Origin of the sequence: Citrobacter sp. MGH110, assembly GCF_001037515.1 — a bacterium.
GTDB lineage: Bacteria > Pseudomonadota > Gammaproteobacteria > Enterobacterales > Enterobacteriaceae > Citrobacter > Citrobacter portucalensis.
The window spans coordinates 53702-70744 of the sequence record NZ_KQ089830.1 but is presented as its reverse complement, the minus strand read 5'-3'; the positions used below and the strand labels follow the sequence as shown (position 1 = coordinate 70744).

Annotated in this window: 15 protein-coding genes; 8 read left to right on the top strand and 7 right to left on the bottom strand. The window is 54.9% G+C overall.

Annotated elements, in window-relative coordinates; all coding sequences use genetic code 11:
- Positions 1 to 16 precede the first annotated feature (16 nt).
- A complete protein-coding gene (iscR, locus tag SK38_RS00320; protein WP_003037674.1) occupies positions 17 to 508 on the bottom strand; it encodes a Fe-S cluster assembly transcriptional regulator IscR in 492 nt (163 codons plus the stop codon).
- Between the two features lie 239 nt (positions 509 to 747).
- Positions 748 to 1479 carry a tRNA (cytosine(32)/uridine(32)-2'-O)-methyltransferase TrmJ gene (trmJ, locus tag SK38_RS00315; protein WP_003835235.1) on the bottom strand — a complete coding sequence of 244 codons (732 nt, stop codon included), beginning with the start codon at positions 1477 to 1479 and terminating at the stop codon, positions 748 to 750.
- A gap of 118 nt (positions 1480 to 1597) precedes the next feature.
- On the opposite strand from trmJ, the gene suhB reads away from it, so the two are divergent.
- Positions 1598 to 2401 (top strand): inositol-1-monophosphatase, encoded by an 804-nt coding sequence (gene suhB / locus SK38_RS00310; RefSeq protein ID WP_003835237.1) that lies wholly within the window; start codon positions 1598 to 1600, stop codon positions 2399 to 2401.
- Between the two features lie 103 nt (positions 2402 to 2504).
- Here suhB and SK38_RS00305 read toward each other — a convergent pair whose 3' ends face one another.
- Both SK38_RS00305 and SK38_RS00300 read right to left on the bottom strand, forming a co-directional pair.
- Positions 2505 to 3485 carry a nickel/cobalt transporter gene (locus tag SK38_RS00305; protein WP_048234728.1) on the bottom strand — a complete coding sequence of 327 codons (981 nt, stop codon included), beginning with the start codon at positions 3483 to 3485 and terminating at the stop codon, positions 2505 to 2507.
- Positions 3476 to 4114: a DUF1007 family protein gene (locus SK38_RS00300; protein ID WP_032944224.1), complete on the bottom strand. Its 639-nt coding sequence runs from the start codon at positions 4112 to 4114 to the stop codon at positions 3476 to 3478. The genes SK38_RS00305 and SK38_RS00300 overlap by 10 nt, the downstream gene beginning before the upstream one ends.
- Positions 4115 to 4534: 420 nt before the next feature.
- Between SK38_RS00300 and SK38_RS00295 the strand changes: the two genes are divergently transcribed.
- The 7 genes from SK38_RS00295 (at position 4535) to csiE (ending at position 13479) form a co-directional block, all read left to right on the top strand.
- Positions 4535 to 5518 (top strand): autoinducer 2 ABC transporter substrate-binding protein, encoded by a 984-nt coding sequence (locus SK38_RS00295; protein ID WP_003037665.1) that lies wholly within the window; start codon positions 4535 to 4537, stop codon positions 5516 to 5518.
- Between the two features lie 103 nt (positions 5519 to 5621).
- On the top strand, positions 5622 to 7130 hold the full coding sequence (locus tag SK38_RS00290) for a sugar ABC transporter ATP-binding protein (protein ID WP_048234725.1): 1509 nt from the start codon (positions 5622 to 5624) through the stop codon (positions 7128 to 7130).
- Entirely contained in the window at positions 7123 to 8112 is a 990-nt protein-coding gene (locus SK38_RS00285; protein ID WP_008785467.1) for an ABC transporter permease, read from the top strand. The genes SK38_RS00290 and SK38_RS00285 overlap by 8 nt, the downstream gene beginning before the upstream one ends.
- Position 8113: 1 nt before the next feature.
- A complete protein-coding gene (locus SK38_RS00280; protein ID WP_003037658.1) occupies positions 8114 to 9067 on the top strand; it encodes an ABC transporter permease in 954 nt (317 codons plus the stop codon).
- Between the two features lie 17 nt (positions 9068 to 9084).
- Positions 9085 to 10722 carry an FGGY-family carbohydrate kinase gene (locus SK38_RS00275; protein ID WP_048234723.1) on the top strand — a complete coding sequence of 546 codons (1638 nt, stop codon included), beginning with the start codon at positions 9085 to 9087 and terminating at the stop codon, positions 10720 to 10722.
- Positions 10719 to 11318, top strand: coding sequence for a KpsF/GutQ family sugar-phosphate isomerase (locus tag SK38_RS00270; RefSeq protein WP_008785470.1), 600 nt, complete (start codon positions 10719 to 10721; stop codon positions 11316 to 11318). Before SK38_RS00275 ends, SK38_RS00270 begins: the two co-directional genes overlap by 4 nt.
- Positions 11319 to 12201: 883 nt before the next feature.
- Positions 12202 to 13479 (top strand): stationary phase inducible protein CsiE, encoded by a 1278-nt coding sequence (gene csiE / locus SK38_RS00265; RefSeq protein ID WP_048234721.1) that lies wholly within the window; start codon positions 12202 to 12204, stop codon positions 13477 to 13479.
- Here csiE and SK38_RS00260 read toward each other — a convergent pair.
- The 3 genes from SK38_RS00260 to SK38_RS00250 all read right to left on the bottom strand — a co-directional run bounded on the left by SK38_RS00260 (position 13474) and on the right by SK38_RS00250 (position 16992).
- The gene (locus SK38_RS00260; protein ID WP_008785472.1) at positions 13474 to 14622 is read right to left on the bottom strand and encodes a 3-phenylpropionate MFS transporter; all 1149 of its coding nucleotides are present in this window, start codon (positions 14620 to 14622) and stop codon (positions 13474 to 13476) included. The two genes, csiE and SK38_RS00260, sit on opposite strands and share 6 nt — an antisense overlap.
- 88 nt (positions 14623 to 14710) lie before the next feature.
- On the bottom strand, positions 14711 to 15553 hold the full coding sequence (locus tag SK38_RS00255; RefSeq protein ID WP_048234719.1) for an aldose 1-epimerase: 843 nt from the start codon (positions 15551 to 15553) through the stop codon (positions 14711 to 14713).
- On the bottom strand, positions 15553 to 16992 hold the full coding sequence (locus SK38_RS00250; protein WP_048234717.1) for a sugar porter family MFS transporter: 1440 nt from the start codon (positions 16990 to 16992) through the stop codon (positions 15553 to 15555). Before SK38_RS00250 ends, SK38_RS00255 begins: the two co-directional genes overlap by 1 nt.
- Positions 16993 to 17043 lie beyond the last annotated feature (51 nt).

Here is a 17043-nt window from a genome sequence, read left to right as displayed (position 1 = left end):
TTCTAAAATACTTTTATTATGCGCGTAACTTAACGTCGATCGCGTCTTGAGCACGATTAGTGCGTGGAGCGTCATGGGTATGCTGGCGACCAGACACATCCAGGACTTCCTGATTATTTACCAGTTCGCCCAACGTAATGTTGTTGAGGAAACCGGTCAGACGATCGCTCAGATCGCGCCACAGCGCGTGGGTCAGGCATTTATCGCCGCCCTGACAACCGCCTTTGCCCTGGCAACGGGTCGCATCTACAGACTCGTCAACAGCGCTAATCACTTCACCTACTGCGATGCTGCCGGCATCTTTACCCAGCAGATACCCGCCGCCTGGTCCACGTACGCTGGAAACCAGACCGTTTTTACGCAAACGGGAAAACAGCTGCTCCAGATATGACAGGGAAATTCCCTGACGTTCAGAAATATCAGCCAACGGTACCGGGCCCGTTTCGGAGTTGAGCGCAACGTCCAACATTGCGGTCACGGCATAACGCCCTTTTGATGTCAGTCTCATGTCTTACTTAGCCTCAAACTCGCCCCTGCCCGGGGTTTTTTATTGTAAAATGGGGGTATTGCATAGCAGGGGCAAGTCTGACATTCCCGACTAAATCAGTCAACTATTTACTTGACTAATTTAGTCAGGTATTTAACCTTCAGTGCCATTTTCACTTGCCGGATGCGCTCCGTTTATCCGGCCTGCAAATCGTGCGGCCTGTAGGCCGGATAAACGGAGCGCATCCGGCATTAGTACAGTTACTTGCTTTTATTCTGCTGCTCGATTGAAGCTAAAATCCCGCGCAGGATGTTCAACTCCTGGCTCTCTGGACGCGCACGGGTAAACAGACGGCGCAGCTTATTCATCACCTGCCCCGGGTGCCCTTCACGGATAAACCCGGTCGACAGCAGCGTTTGCTCCAGATGACCGTAAAAACGCTCTAAATCATCGACCAGCGGATACTCTGCTTCTTCGTAATCTACGGTCTTGTCGCTTTCCTGCGTCGCCAGCCAGGCCATGCGCACTTCATAAGAGATGACCTGCACTGCCATCGCCAGGTTGAGCGAACTGTATTCCGGGTTCGCGGCAATGGCGACGTGATAATGGCACTTCTGTAGCTCTTCGTTGGTCAGACCAACACGTTCACGACCAAAGACCAGCGCCACCGGCGAGTTCGTCGCTTCAGAGACACTTTTTAAACCGCATTCACGCGGATCCAGCATCGGCCACGGCAGCGTGCGGGAACGCGCACTGGTGCCTACCACCAGGCTACAGCCCGCCAGCGCTTCATCGAGCGTATCGACGATCTGCGCGCTGCCGATCACATCACTGGCACCCGCTGCCAGGGCGATGGCCTGGGAGTCCGGTTTAACCAGTGGATTTACCAGCCACAGATTGGTTAAACCCATGGTTTTCATTGCGCGGGCTACAGAGCCCATGTTGCCAGTGTGAGAGGTTTCCACCAGCACGATTCGAATATTTTGCAGCATTGTATTTCTTCGGCTAAAGATTATTCGGGCATATTATCATAAAACGAAGACATATTCCGAACTCGCTGCTATACTCTGCGCCGTTTTCCCGTTCTTTAACATCCAGTGAGAGAGACCGATGCATCCGATGCTGACCATCGCCGTGCGCGCAGCGCGCAAGGCGGGTAATGTAATTGCCAAACACTACGAAACCCCAGACTCTGTAGAAACCAGCCAGAAAGGCAGCAATGATTTCGTGACTAACGTCGATAAAGCCGCCGAAGCGATTATTATCGAAACGATTCGCAAATCTTACCCACAGCACACCATCATCACCGAAGAAAGCGGTGAACATGTTGGTGAAGATTTGGATGTTCAATGGGTTATCGATCCACTGGATGGCACCACCAACTTCGTAAAACGTCTGCCGCACTTCGCGGTATCCATCGCAGTACGCATCAAAGGCCGTACTGAAGTCGCCGTTGTTTACGATCCAATGCGTAACGAACTGTTCACCGCAACCCGTGGCCAGGGCGCACAGCTGAACGGCTACCGCCTGCGTGGCAGCACCGCCCGCGATCTGGATGGCACCATCATCGCCACCGGTTTCCCGTTCAAAGCCAAACAGCACGCCGCTTCTTACATGAAAATTCTGGGCAACATGTTTACCGAATGCGCGGACTTCCGCCGCACCGGTTCTGCTGCGCTGGATCTGGCCTACGTTGCCGCAGCCCGCGTTGACGGTTATTTCGAAATTGGCCTGCGCCCGTGGGATTTCGCCGCAGGTGAGCTGATTGCCCGTGAAGCTGGCGCACTGGTTTGCGACTTTACCGGTGGTCATAACTACATGGCGACCGGCAACATCGTTGCAGGTAACCCGCGCGTAGTGAAAGCCATGCTGGCTAACATGCGTGACGAACTGAGCGATGCGCTGAAGCGTTAATCGTTGATGCCGGATGGCGGCTAGCGCCTTATCCGGCCTACCAGGGAAGTTCCCCGTAGGCCTGATAAGCGAAGCGCCATCAGGCATTCATCCTACAACAGTGCTAAAACGGTCTTATCCCTCGCCCTACCGGCACCGCACTCATCCACATCACTACCGCAGCAGCGATCAGCACCGCACCACCGGCTAACGCCAGCGTCGTCCAGCCAATCTGTCGCCACAATACCGGCGCTTTATGCCCGCTAAGTTTCACCGCCAGCGAGCGGAAACTGTGTACCAGCAGAGCCAGTGACGTAATCGTCAAAGAGGTTCCTGCCGCCATCGCCAGCGCCGACGCCATACCCCAGCTAAACACGCCAACCACTTTGCTGAACAGTAAAACCATGATGGCCCCCGAGCACGGGCGCATCCCCATAGACAGCACGATCATCAACCGGGCACGCCAGTCATCACCATTTTGCAGTTGTTCAGGATCGGGCAAATGCTGATGCCCGCAGCCGCAACCCTCGTGATGCACATGATGCGGCGTGAAGGCAGTGAATTTTGGGCGGCGCAGCAGCTGGCGCAATTTCTTCAGCGCACGGACGCACAATAAAACACCCAACACGCCAACCAGAGCATAACTCCCTTTCTCCAGCCAGAAACTACTCATATGTAGCTGTCGTGCGGGCAACTGCAAGATGGTAAGCACCACAACCACCAGTCCGATGGCGACCAGCCCCTGTAATAAAGATGAGGCCAGCGTCAGGCCAATACTCGACTTCAGCTTCGAGGGGTGCGTTGCCAGCCAGGTGGTAATGACGACTTTTCCATGTCCCGGCCCCAGCGCGTGCAGAACGCCGTAGAGAAAACTAAACAGCAGCAGCGATCCCCCGGCCTGGGCCGGCCTGGCAGCAACCGCTTTCAGCAACCCGCTCATCTGTTGGTTAACGTCGCGCTGCCAGACGACACTTTTCATCATCACCTGCGGCCAGGCCTGCCATAGCCACAGTATGCCGCCTGCCGCCAACAGCAAAAAGACAGCCAGCGGCCATAGCGTCAGCCAGCGACGTCTGGCTGCACGTTGTTGATAAACTACTGACATTGCAGCGTTACCGTCTGTGCAAACTGTTTACCCAACTCCATATCCTCCGGCGGTGCGTCTTCTTTATCCAGCGACTGCGCAAAGCTCAGCGTTTGTTCATTGGGCGTCGGCGTATGTACTGAAATCCGGCATTTCTGGCTTATGGCCTGCCCCAGCCTGGCGTCGCTGTCTTTGTCATAGCTCATATCAACGTAGTAGGTCGGGTCGAAGGTTGAAATGGTATATTTTTGACCACTCAGCGGCTGAGCTTCGGCCAGCGGCAAAACGAACGTCAGCACTGCCTGGTGTTCCTCCCGCGCCATGCCATATTCCGTCGGCCTGTTTTTAAACTTTACCTTTTTCCCGTCGTGCCACACTTCGGTGAAATAGTGCTGCCCGAGAACGTTGGCCATCACTTCCGCCGCCAGTTTCTTCCAGATCTCATCACCAGGTTTGGCATTTCCCGCATCGTAAAGCAGATCCGCCGAGGTAATTTCATCCATCGTCCAGCGCATTTTCAGCGCGACGAACTGGTCATTCTCGCTCACTATCTCAGTTTTCAGATGGATAAAGCTGTGGGGATGCGCGCCTGCGCCAAAGGACAGGACAGCGAGAAACAACGTGATAATGATACGTTTAACGCCTTGCATGAGTTCTCCACGATGAAAATCTACACCGCCACAAATAATGATGCCGGGTTTGGCGAAAGTGTGCTGAGGATACCATTGAACGAAAAAATATTGAGCACCCTTTTCCGGTATCGATTCAGTTCTCAATTTCGATAATTTCTTCTTCGGGAAATTCCCCCCAAACACCTTTTAGGCGTCAAAACTTAAGTCAAATGATAACAAAATGTTAATTAATGGTTTCATTTTAATATTTAATTAACACATAATTTGAAAATTTGAATGTAAAACCATGCAAATTTAACTAATTGTTAACCATTTTATTTCTATAAATTCACAATAATGGGCGTATATCACATTTACCAAACTTATGATTCATTCCCTCTTCCATTCATTGTTAACTTCACGCCGTGACATGTCCTGCCCCCTACGAAAGGTACAACTATGAAATTCAAACTCGCATTACTCAGTGCAACCCTGGTTTCTGCATGCATGTTGTCCGGCACGTCCTTTGCGGCGGAAAAATATGAAATTGCTGTGGTTGCCAAAGTCACCGGGATCCCATGGTTTAACCGGATGGAAACCGGCGTAAATGAAGCAGCAAAAAAACTGGATGTGAATGCTTACCAGACCGGACCTTCAACGCCGGACCCGGCGCAGCAGGTGAAAGTGATTGAGGATCTGATCGCCAAAAACGTTAATGCGATCATCGTGGTGCCGAATGATGCCAAGGTCCTTGAGCCGGTACTGAAAAAAGCGCGCGATAAAGGCATCGTGGTGCTGACGCACGAATCCCCGGATGAGCAAATTGGCCAGTGGGATATCGAAACCATCGATAGTGAAAAATACGCACAGGCTAACGTCGATGAGTTAGCGAAAAATATGGGCGGCAAAGGCGGATATGCCATCTATGTTGGTTCGCTGACGGTCCCACTGCATAACGCGTGGGCGGATTATGCGATTAAGTACCAGAAAGAAAAATATCCGGAAATGTTCGAAGTCACTTCACGTCTGCCGGTCGCGGAAAGTATCGATAAATCCTACGCCACAACGCTGGATCTGATGAAAACCTACCCGCAGATGAAGGGCATTATCGGCTTCGGCTCACTGGGTCCAATCGGTGCGGGTCAGGCTGTGCAGAAAAAACGCGCCAAAGATAAGATCGCCGTCGTCGGGATCGCTATGCCAGCGCAGGCAGCACCTTACCTGATGCGCGGTGATATCAAAAAAGCGCTGCTGTGGGATCCAAAAGACGCGGGCTACGCGCTGGTCACCGTTGCCGATCAGCTGTTGCAGGGCAAAGAAGTGAACGCCGATCTGAGTATCGATGGTTTAGGGAAAGCCGATATCGACACGGAGAAGAAAGTGATCCGCTTTAACAAGATCCTCGAAGTCACCAAAGACAACGCACAATCACTTGGTTTCTAAGGCTTTAGCCAACACCAGGGAACCTTAACGCCGACCGTCTGGTCGGCGCTATCAACCAAACTAACACTCAGCGTCCCCCCGGACGCGCGCAGGGGTATTGTCCATGGCAGACACCACCGCATTTATCACTCTTGAGAATATCAGCAAACAATTCCCGGGCGTGCTGGCGCTGGATAACGTGAATCTGACGCTGAGAAAAGGCGAAGTTCACTGTCTGGCGGGTCAAAACGGCTGTGGTAAAAGTACCATTATTAAAGTGATCTCCGGGGTTTATCATCCGGAAAAAGGCGCGCAGATTTTACTCGACGGAAAATTGTTCCATCATCTGACGCCGCAGCTCTCTTCCCATTATGGCATTCAGGTTATTTATCAGGACCTGTCGTTGTTCCCCAACTTTAGCGTCGCAGAAAATATCGCGGTCAACCGCTATCTGCCGGGTGGCGATATCTGGGTGCGTCGCGGCACCATGAAGCAGCAGGCGCTGGCAGCCATGAAACGTATTGGGGTGAATATCGATCCCGATAAAAAAGTTGAAAAACTCTCAATTGCTGATCGACAGCTGGTCGCCATTTGCCGGGCGATTGCCGCCGATGCGCGTCTGGTGATTATGGACGAGCCCACCGCCTCGCTAACCCGCCAGGAGGTTAATGGCCTGATGCGAGTAGTTAATGAACTGAAAGCGGCCGGAATTTGCGTCGTGTTTGTCAGCCATCGTCTGGATGAGGTGATGGAAGTGGCTGACCGCATCAGCGTAATGCGCGACGGCAAACTGGTGGGTACATACCCTGCCAGCGAACTCGACAGCCACGAGCTGGCCTTCCTGATGACCGGACAACGCTTCCACTACAGCCCGTTGCCGGAAAGGCCCGCGATTGAGCAAGAGCCGCTGCTTGAGCTGCGCAATCTGAGCCGCAGAGGCAAATACCAAAACATTAATCTGTCGCTGCACGGCGGCGAGATCGTCTCCATTGTTGGTCTGCTGGGTGCCGGGCGCACTGAGCTTTGTCTGAGCCTGTTTGGCATGACGCACCCGGAAAGCGGCGAGATTCGCATTAACGGTCAGCCGGTTACTCTGCGCAATAACCATGATGCCATCCAACACGGGATCGGCTATGTCTCAGAAGATCGCCTGACGCAGGGGCTGATCATGGAGCAGTCGATCTACGACAACACCATCGTCACGGTGTTTGATCAACTGCACACCGGTAGCGGCCTGCTCGATCACCGTAAAGCGCAAAAGTTGGTCGCCGATTTAATCCGCGAACTGAATATCAAAGTGTCCGATCCGCACCTGCCGGTCAAAACCCTTTCCGGCGGTAATGCCCAGCGTATCGCCATTGCCAAATGGGTGGCGACCAATCCCCGCATCCTGATCCTCGACTCGCCTACCGTCGGCGTGGATATCGCCAACAAAGAAGGTATTTACCAGATAGCCCGCGATTTGGCTGAACAGGGTATGGCGGTGCTGATGATTTGCGATGAAATCCCGGAAGCGTATTACAACAGCCACCGTGTGCTGGTAATGCGTCGCGGCAAGCTGGTGGCGGAATTTAATCCTCATCAATGCCGTGAAGAGGAGATTGCTGAAGTGGTCGAGGTAATCAATGAATAAGATGCATCTCTCCCGTTTAATCGGGCAACATGAGTTCTGGCTGGGCCTGCTGGTTGTAGCCCTTGCCGTTGGGCTGAGCATCAGCACCGACGAGTTCTTGTCTTTGGGGAACCTGACGGATGTGGCCACCAGCTACGCGATTCTCGGCATCCTGGCCTGTGGGCTGTTTGTAGTGCTGATTTCCGGCGGGATCGACATCTCATTTCCGGCGATGACCGCGATAGCCCAGTATGCAATGGCCAGTTGGGTTATCGGTCACGGCGGCAACTTCGCGCTGGCGTTAATCATCGCCATTGCGGTGGGCCTGCTGCTTGGGCTGATCAACGGTTTTCTGGTCTATTGGCTACGCGTTCCGGCAATCATCATTACCATCGCCACGTTGAACGTCTACTACGGTCTGCTGGTTTACGCCACCAAAGGCACCTGGCTGTACGGCTTCCCGGACTGGTTTATGAACGGCATTAACTGGTTCTCGTTCACCGCGGCGGATGGCTACGACTACGGTTTGACCCTGCCCCTGCTGTGCCTGGCGGCGGTGATCATCTTTACCGCCGTGCTGATGAACTATACCCGTCTTGGCCGTCAGGTTTACGCCATGGGCGGCAACCGCGACGCGGCCTCGCGCCTGGGGCTGAATCTGCTGAAGCTGCATTTCTACGTCTATGGCTACATGGGCATTCTGGCAGGCGTTGCCGCCGTGGTTCAGGCGCAAATCACCCAGTCAGTTGCGCCCAATTCGCTGCTCGGCTTTGAGCTGACGGTGCTGGCGGCGGTAGTACTCGGCGGAACCAGCATGAGCGGCGGGCGCGGTACGTTGACCGGAACCCTGCTCGGCGTGGTTCTGCTGGCCTTCTTACAAAATGGCCTGACGCTGCTCAGCGTCTCCTCTTACTGGCACACCGTGTTCAGCGGCGCCATTATCCTGGTCAGCATTAGCGCCACGGCCTGGAACGAAAAACGCAAACTGGCAAGGGAGCTTTGAGATGAAAACAATCGCCAGATTTTTACCCGGTGATGCCATCATTCGTCTGCAATGCGTGATTATTGTGGTCGTCGCCCTGGTCTTCTCGGCCCTGCTCGGCAGCCGTTTCTTCAGCGTCGCTAACTTCCAGTCGATTGGCTCACAGCTACCAATCCTCGGCATGCTGGCTCTCGGGATGGGCATGACCATGCTGACCGGCGGTATTAACTTGTCGATTATTGCCGGGGCAAACGCCTGCTCGCTGGTGATGGCGGCGATTATCGTCACCCATCCGGATAACCCGCTGTTTCTGGTGCTGGCGCTGCTGGCAGGCGCTGCCGTGGCGGTGGCTATCGGCACGCTCAACGGTGCGCTGATTGCCTGGGTCGGGGTTTCGCCTATTCTCGCCACGCTCGGCACGATGACGCTTATCTCCGGGCTGAATATTCTGCTTTCCAACGGGACGGTGATTTCCGGTTTTCCGACCGCCATTCAGTACCTTGGTAACGCCACGATTGCCGGTATTCCGGTGGCGCTACTGCTCTTTTTCCTGGTGGCAATCCTGCTGTGGGTACTGCTGGAACACACCACGCTTGGGCGCAGCCTGTATCTCGTTGGTTCCAATGAACAGGCTACCCGCTACAGCGGCGTGAATACCGTACGGGTACAAATTTCGGTGTACGTGATTTCTGCCCTGCTAGGCTGGGTCGCCGCCATTTTGATGATGGCGAAATTCAACTCAGCTAAAGCCGGATACGGTGAATCCTACCTGCTGGTCACCATCCTTGCCTCCGTCCTCGGCGGTATCAACCCGGATGGCGGCTTCGGGCGCATTATCGGCCTGGTGCTGGCACTGATTGTGCTGCAAATGCTGGAAAGCGGCCTTAACTTGCTGGGGGTCAGCAGCTATCTGACGATGGCGCTGTGGGGCGCGGTGCTGATCCTCTTTATCGCATTACAGAATCGTAAAGCCTGATTTCAGGAGAAAAAATTATGGCAAGTTACTTTATTGGTGTGGATGTCGGAACCGGAAGCGCCCGTGCTGGCGTGTTTGATCTCAACGGCAGAATGGTCGGTCAGGCCAGTCGGGCCATCGAGATTTACCGCCCGCAGGCCGATTTTGTTGAGCAGTCTTCCGATAACATCTGGCAGGCGGTGTGTAACGCGGTTCGCGATGCGATTAACCAGTCGGATATCAACCCTATCCAGGTGAAAGGTCTGGGCTTTGACGCGACCTGTTCACTGGTGGTGCTGGACAAAGAAGGTAAACCGCTGACCATCAGCCCGTCCGGGCGCAGCGAACAGAACATCATTGTGTGGATGGATCACCGCGCCATTACTCAGGCCGAGCGCATCAACGCCCTGCATCATCGGGTGCTGGACTACGTTGGCGGCATTATCTCCCCGGAAATGCAGACGCCAAAACTGCTATGGCTGAAGCAACATATGCCCAACACCTGGGCCAATGCGGGATACTACTTTGACCTGCCCGATTTCCTGACCTGGCGCGCAACGGGCGATGACACGCGCTCATTGTGTTCGACGGTGTGTAAATGGACCTATATGGGCCATGAAGACAAATGGGATGCCAGCTATTTCCGCCAGATTGGGCTGGAAGATTTACTGGAGCATGATGCCGCCAAAATTGGTCGCTACGTGAAAACCATGGGCGAACCGCTCGGTCACGGGCTATCCGCGCGCGCCGCCAGCGAAATGGGGCTGATTCCGGGGACCGCTGTCAGCGTCTCGATCATCGATGCCCACGCCGGCACCCTCGGCACGCTCGGGGCAAGCGGTGTTTCCGGCGAGGTGGCGGATTTTGACCGTCGTATCGCGCTGATTGGCGGCACTTCCACTGGACACATGGCGATTTCCAAAGAGCCGCGTTTTATCGGTGGCGTCTGGGGTCCTTACTACTCAGCCGTGCTGCCAGAATACTGGCTCAACGAAGGTGGACAGTCGGCAACAGGGGCGTTAATCGACCACGTTATTCAGTCGCATCCTTTCTACGAAACCCTGCTGGCGCAAGCTAAATCTCAGGGGCAGACCATTTACGAAGTGCTGAATGCGCTGTTGCGTAAAATGGCCGGTGAGCCGGAAGATATCGCATTTTTAACCCGCGATATGCACATCCTGCCCTATTTCCACGGCAACCGCTCGCCGCGCGCTAACCCAACGCTCACGGGCGCAATCACCGGACTGAAACTGTCACGTACGCCGGAGGATATGGCGCTACAGTACCTTGCGACCATCCAGGCCATTGCGCTGGGAACCCGCCATATCATTGAAACGATGAATCAAAGCGGCTACACCATCGATACGATAATGGCCAGCGGCGGCGGGACGAAAAACCCAATCTTCGTTCAGGAACATGCCAACGCCACCGGCTGCGCGATGCTGCTGCCTGAAGAGAGCGAAGCCATGCTGCTGGGTGGCGCCATGATGGGAACTATCGCCGCGGGCGTTTTCGAAACCTTCCCGGAAGCGATGTCGGCGATGAGCCGGATTGGTAAAACGGTTACCCCGCAGACTAATCGCATTAAGCAGTACTACGATCGCAAATATCGGGTATTCCACGAGATGTATCAGGATCATATGAAATACCGCCAGTTGATGCAGGAGGACGCATGAGCGACTCCTGGTCTCAGGCCACCGGCGTATTTCAGCTCTATAGCGATGCCCTGGCGGGTCTGGGACAGCATCTGACTGAACCGCTCTGGCAGTCGCTGATGGCGGAGCTGCGCGGCTGTCAGGGGAAAATCGTCGTCACCGGCGTCGGCACCTCCGGCATTGCGGCGCGTAAAGTGGCGCATATGCTTGCGTGCGTGGAACGTCCGGCGATTTACCTCAACGCGACGGACGCGGCGCATGGCGATCTCGGTTTTTTACGCGCCAACGACCTGGTGATTATGCTGTCGCGTGGGGGGAATTCGGACGAACTCACCCGGCTGCTGCCCGGGCTGAATGCGCGAAATGTGCCGATTCTGAGCGTGACTGAAAACGCCGATTCTGCCATTGCTAAAGCGTCGAGACTGGTGATTTCCACCGGCGTCCAGCGTGAGGCCGACCCGCTGAACATGTTGGCCACCACATCAATTTTACTGGTGCTGGCTATCTTTGACGCCGCCTGCGCCTGCCTGATGAGCGAAAGCGGTTACTCAAAAGAGACGCTGTTGTCTGTGCATCCAGGTGGTGATGTTGGATTAACGCTGAGCCGCGGTAAGTAACGCCAGACAGCTGTTTCGGAGGTAATGAATCTGTTGCCTCCGGTATATTGCTACGTTCACCTTATGTTTTTCACTTCTCTGAAACGATACTGCCTGTGAACGTGTTAAGGGTACTATCGCCGTACCCTTAACAATCCCGGCTCCCCGCGGGAAAATTGTTGCTACGCAATACCCTCCGCTTATTCCTCCAGGCTACCGGGCCGGGCGCGAGGTAGCGTCCTTGCAAAGCGCGCCCTGAGCCAGCATCCATGCTGGCTCTCCCGGCCTTACGGAAACACGTCGGCAATTTTCAGCCGGACCAGCCCACACCTGACCATCTGCGTTTTTTGTTTAAACAGCAAAACGGGTTTCACTGGAAGTCAGAGCGTTGAAGCGATGACCCCGGTCCGGCTGAAAATCGATGAGTCGTTGACGGCTGACCGGGTCTGCCCGCATGGATGCGGGCAGAGTGGACGGCCTGCAGGGACGCAGGCTCGTCCCCGTCCCGACAGGCAGACGGCATAAGACGAATGAATCGCATCGCGACGATTTTCCCGCCGGGAGCCTGGGATGCAAGGGAGGCGGCGGTGAGCCTCCCTTGCACGTTCACGGGTATCTATGATTCAGAGAAGTGATAACTCTGGGGTGAACGGAACCCCATAGCGGAATAAAATATTCTCCATCATGTTTAACATGACATGCAGTACATCTCTGGCATATCTAAACAAAAGATAAAACAGTGAAAAAGCGGATTAACGCGCTGCGTTCCACTACCGCTATCTGTTCCGCACGTTAAAAATTCTGTGACGCTCTCCAGCATTCCTGGTGGAAAGCATTCCATTCTCAAAATCTATGAGCAAACTTTAGCTATTCTTATCAAACATACTCACGGGAGAATCTACAGATGATGTCAACGCTTGCCCCACCATCTGTACTTTCCGCTCCCCAGCGCCGTTGCCAGGTGCTGCTGACGCTTTTCCTGCCGGGGCAAATCGCTACTACACAAACCTTCAGCACCCTCAACGGTGTCGATGATGCCACGGTTCAGGAAGATATTATTGGCGCAGGACTCGAAATCCAGCGCTATCACCGGCTCGCGATAGCCACCGCGCAGAATGGTGGCTATACGATCGAAGGAACCCCGCTAAATCAACGTCTGTGTCTGTTACAGTGGCTGCGCCGTGGCCTGCGGATTTGCCCTGCCTTTATCGCCCAGCAGTTTACCCCGGCGTTAAAAGCAGAACTTAAACAACGGGGGATCGCACGTACGCTGTATGACGACACCAATCTGCACGCGCTCATTAATCTGTGTTCCCGGCGCTTGCAGAAACCGTTTGAGTGTCGTGACATCCAGTTCCTGCGCCTGTATTTACAGTACTGCCTGCTACAGCACCACGCGGGGATCACCCCGGAATTTAACCCACTCCAGCAACGCTGGGCGCAATCCTGCGCGGAATATCCGCTCGCCGAGGAAATTGGCCGTCACTGGCAGCGCCACGTCATGCAGAGTGCGCCGCTGGGCGAATCGCTGTTTATGGCGTTGCTGTTCTCAATGCTTCGTATCCCCGACCCGATTCGCGATAATCACCAGCAGGATCGCCGCCTGCGCCTTGCTATTGCGCGGCTGGTGCTGCGTTTTCGCGAGTATGGCAATGTGCGCTTCAGCGATGAGCAAGGGCTGAATGACCAGTTGTATATCCACCTGGCTCAGGCACTGAACCGCAGCGTGTTTGCCATCGGCATTGATAACACGCTGCCGGAGGAGTTCAGCCGCCTTTATCCCCGGCTGGTTCGTACTACCCGCGAGGCGATTCACGGCTTCGAGGCCGAATACGATGTGCAATTTTCCGAAGAAGAGATCGGGCTGGTGGCCGTTATTTTCGGCGCCTGGCTGATGCAGGAGAAGGATTTACACGAAAAGCAGATTATCCTGCTGACCGGTAGTAACGAACAACTTGAAGTACATATAGAGCAACAGCTGCGCGAACTGACGCTGCTGCCGCTCAACGTAAAACATATGCCGATGCAGGACTTTCAAAAAGAGGGTGCCCCGCGCGGCGTAACGCTGATTATTACGCCGTACACCACGCCGTTACCGCTATTTTCACCCCCGTTGATTCATGCGGATCTGGCGCTTACGTCGCATCAGCAGCAGCAGATCCGCAAAATCCTCGAATCATAACGTTGCAGGCTGCGCGACCACCTTCGGGCGCAGAACGATTGCCGGGAGCGCCACCAGCGCCATCACCCAGAACACGCCGCTGCCCAGATTCTGGTACAGATAGCCCGCGAATACGGTCATGATGGCGATACTGCCGCCCATCGCTATCGCGGAATACACCGCCTGCAAACGAATAACTTCGCTCCCCTGGCGTGCCGCGATATAACGCATTGCCGCCAGGTGGCAGACGGTAAAGGTTCCGCAATGGAGGATTTGCACCACGATCAGCCACGGCAGCTCGGTGCTCCAGCCCATCAATCCCCAACGCACCACCCCGCAAACGGCGGAAAGCAGCAGCAGATCGCGGGCGCTGAAGCGACGGAACAGCTTGTGGCTAAGTGCGAAAATAATCACCTCCGCCACCACACCTAGTGACCATAAATAGCCCACCGCCGAAGCGGAATATCCGGCAGACTGCCAATAGATGGCGCTGAAACCATAATACGCAGCATGTGCCCCCTGTAGCAGACTCACGCAAGCAAGAAAACGCCAGCTCTGGGTTATCAGCGCGCGCCAGGCGGGCCATCCCGCACTCTCCTGCTGACGGTTTTCACCCGCTGGCTGCACGCTCGGGCGAATCATCATGCCCAGCAGCATCGAGGCGACGCCAAGCGATAGCAGGACCAGGATCACCCGATAGTCAAACAGGCTCACCAGTTTGCCGGTTAGCGCGGAGCCGATCACAAAAGCCACGGATCCCCACAGTCGCACCCGACCGTAATCCATGGTTATCTGTTTCTGCCAGGTGTTGGCCAGCGCATCGGTCAGCGGTACCAGCGGTGAGAAAAACAGGTTGAAACCGACCATCACCACCATCAGCCACGCCACGTTGGTTCCCGCCCAGAAGGCCAGCGCAAACACCAGCGTCAACAGGGCCAGAATACGTAACGCTGAGATCAGCCGAGAGGGATCGCTCACACGCGGCGCAATCAGCAAACTACCGAGAAAACGGGCAATCAGCCCCGCGCCCAGCAGTAAACCGATGGTTTCCGGCGTCAGCCCTAGCCCTTCGAGCCAGACGCTCCAGAAAGGCAGAAAGATACCGTAGCTAAAGAAATAGGTGAAATAACCGAGCGCCAGCCAGCGCGTGGAATGCAAAGCCATGAATCCCTCCCGTTTGGAGGCGATAGTCTGGCGACAAACGCAGGCTGGCGCAAGAGAGCATTAACAGGCAGATAACATGATTTTTGCCCTATTCGACGCTAATTTGCATCGCAAAATGGCAGCGTTCTCCCTGCGCTAAAACCTGCAATCCCGGCTGCCCCTGCATGTTGTGGGCATTCACCGGATGCGTTTGCGGCTCCAGACACAGGAACTCCTCACCCGACATTCTGAACAGCATCAACCACGGAGTTTGCGCTAAAATCGTGACTTTCATCACATCACGCTGAATAACGGCCCGCCCGCTCCAGCCAGAATATCCGACATTCAGCCAGCTATCCTCACCGTATTGCGCATGCATGAAATCAGCCGCTGAAGGGATATCACGTTGCCATTCCAGCGGCAGATGCTGCTCCCCCTCCGGCCAGTAGCCGCTGGCGGTGAACTGCGCAGTACTGCGCTTATCAAAGGCGAAAAACGGATGGAACCCGCAGCCGTAAATCATTGGCTGCTCACCGCAATGAGTGAGCGTCAACGAGGCGTGCAGGCTCGAGGTTTCCAGTTGATAGCAAAGCTGCGCCGTATAGTCGTAGCCACAGGGATGCCAACTGCGCAACTGCAGCAAACAACCGCTTTGGGTGACAGTGATAACCTGCCAGCGTTGCAGCCAGCCGTCACCGTGCAGGAAAAAGGTGTCATCTGCGCCATGTTGAGGTAAAACCACCTCTTCACCGCGCAGCATAAAACGATTTCCCGCCACCCGATTCGCGACCGGCAGCATCGGGAACAGGCCGCAATCACCGGGTTGCTGACCATGACCTTCGCGTAAAATGGCCTGTTGATGTTGTAACGAAATCAGACTTAATAGCGAGCCGCCCTGCGAGTCTACGCACATCCGCAGATGTGCGTTTTGTAGCGTCAGCAGACCATCCATTATCGGGCGCTTCGTTGCTGGGCTGATGCGCCAGCTTTTGTATGTTGCGCCGCAAGCTGTTCTTCCAGCGCTTCCAGCGTCACGCCTTTGGTTTCCGGCACATTACGCAGAACATATATGAAGCCCATCGCGCAAATCACACCGTACAGCAGGAAGCTTCCCGACGCGCCCAGACTCGCATTCAGCAGTGGGAAGGTATAGGTCAGCAGGAAGCAGGCAATCCACAGCGCCAGCGTCCCCAGCGACATCGCCAACCCGCGAACGCGATTAGGGAAAATTTCAGACAGCAGTACCCAGGTCACCGGAGCCAGCGTCAGGGCGTAAATGGCAATCGCCGCCAGCACCAGAACCAAAACCGGCCAGCCCAGAATGCCCAACCCGTATGCCCCGGCAATGAGTACGTAGATAACCGTCAGCCCTGATGCACCAAACAGCATCAGTTTACGACGCCCAATTTTGTCCACCAGCGGCAGAGCGGCAAGGGTAAAGACCAGATTGATGATCCCGGTCGCTACGATCGATTTTAACGTACCGTTGATGTCGAATCCGGCAGAGGCGAAGATCTCCTGCGCATAGTTGAAAATAACGTTGATCCCACACCACTGCTGGAAGACTGCCAGCACCATGCCAATAATCACGATCGGTTTGATCTGTGGTTGTAACAGCGTTGACCACGCGACCTTGTGATTATCTTTTTGCAGCGTATGTTCAATCTCTTTCAGCGTTTGCCCGGCATATTCCGCCGAACCAATGCGCTGCAGCATGGCACGCGCACGATCGGCTTTTCCCGCTTTCACCAGCCAGCGCGGCGATTCAGGAACAAAGAACATCAGCACCAGGAAAATTACCGCGGGCACTAATTCTGCGCCAAACATCCAGCGCCAGCCCGTCTGACCGTTCCAGCTTTCAACAATTGCCTGCTGCGTAGCGCCTGTGGCAACAGGTTCGGCAATCATCAGGTTGATAAGCTGCGCCGCCAGCACGCCAATGACGATGGTGAGCTGGTTGACGGCCACAAAGCGACCACGCTTTTCAGCGGGGCTAACCTCGGCGATATACAGTGGGCTTAGCGCAGACGCCAGACCAATCCCCACGCCGCCAACGATGCGATAAACAATAAACATATCGAAGTTACTGGCGACGGCGGTTCCCCAGGCGGAAGCGCTAAAGAGGATCGCTGAGAGAATCAGCGGCATTTTTCGGCCAAATTTATCGGCGCACCAGCCGGAAATCAGCGCGCCAAAGATACAACCAACCAGCGCGGAACTCATCGCCCAGCCGGATTGTGCCGGATCGGTAATCGAGAAATATGCTTCATAGAAGGGTTTTGCCCCGCCGATCACCACCCAGTCATAGCCAAACAGTAAACCTCCGCAGGCCGCAACCAGGCAGATAGTCCAGACGTAACCAATCTTTAAATGTGTCTGCGCGTTATTCATTATGATTCCTCTTTCAGGGAAACGCAGGGTACAGTAGGTTTCGGGTGAGGT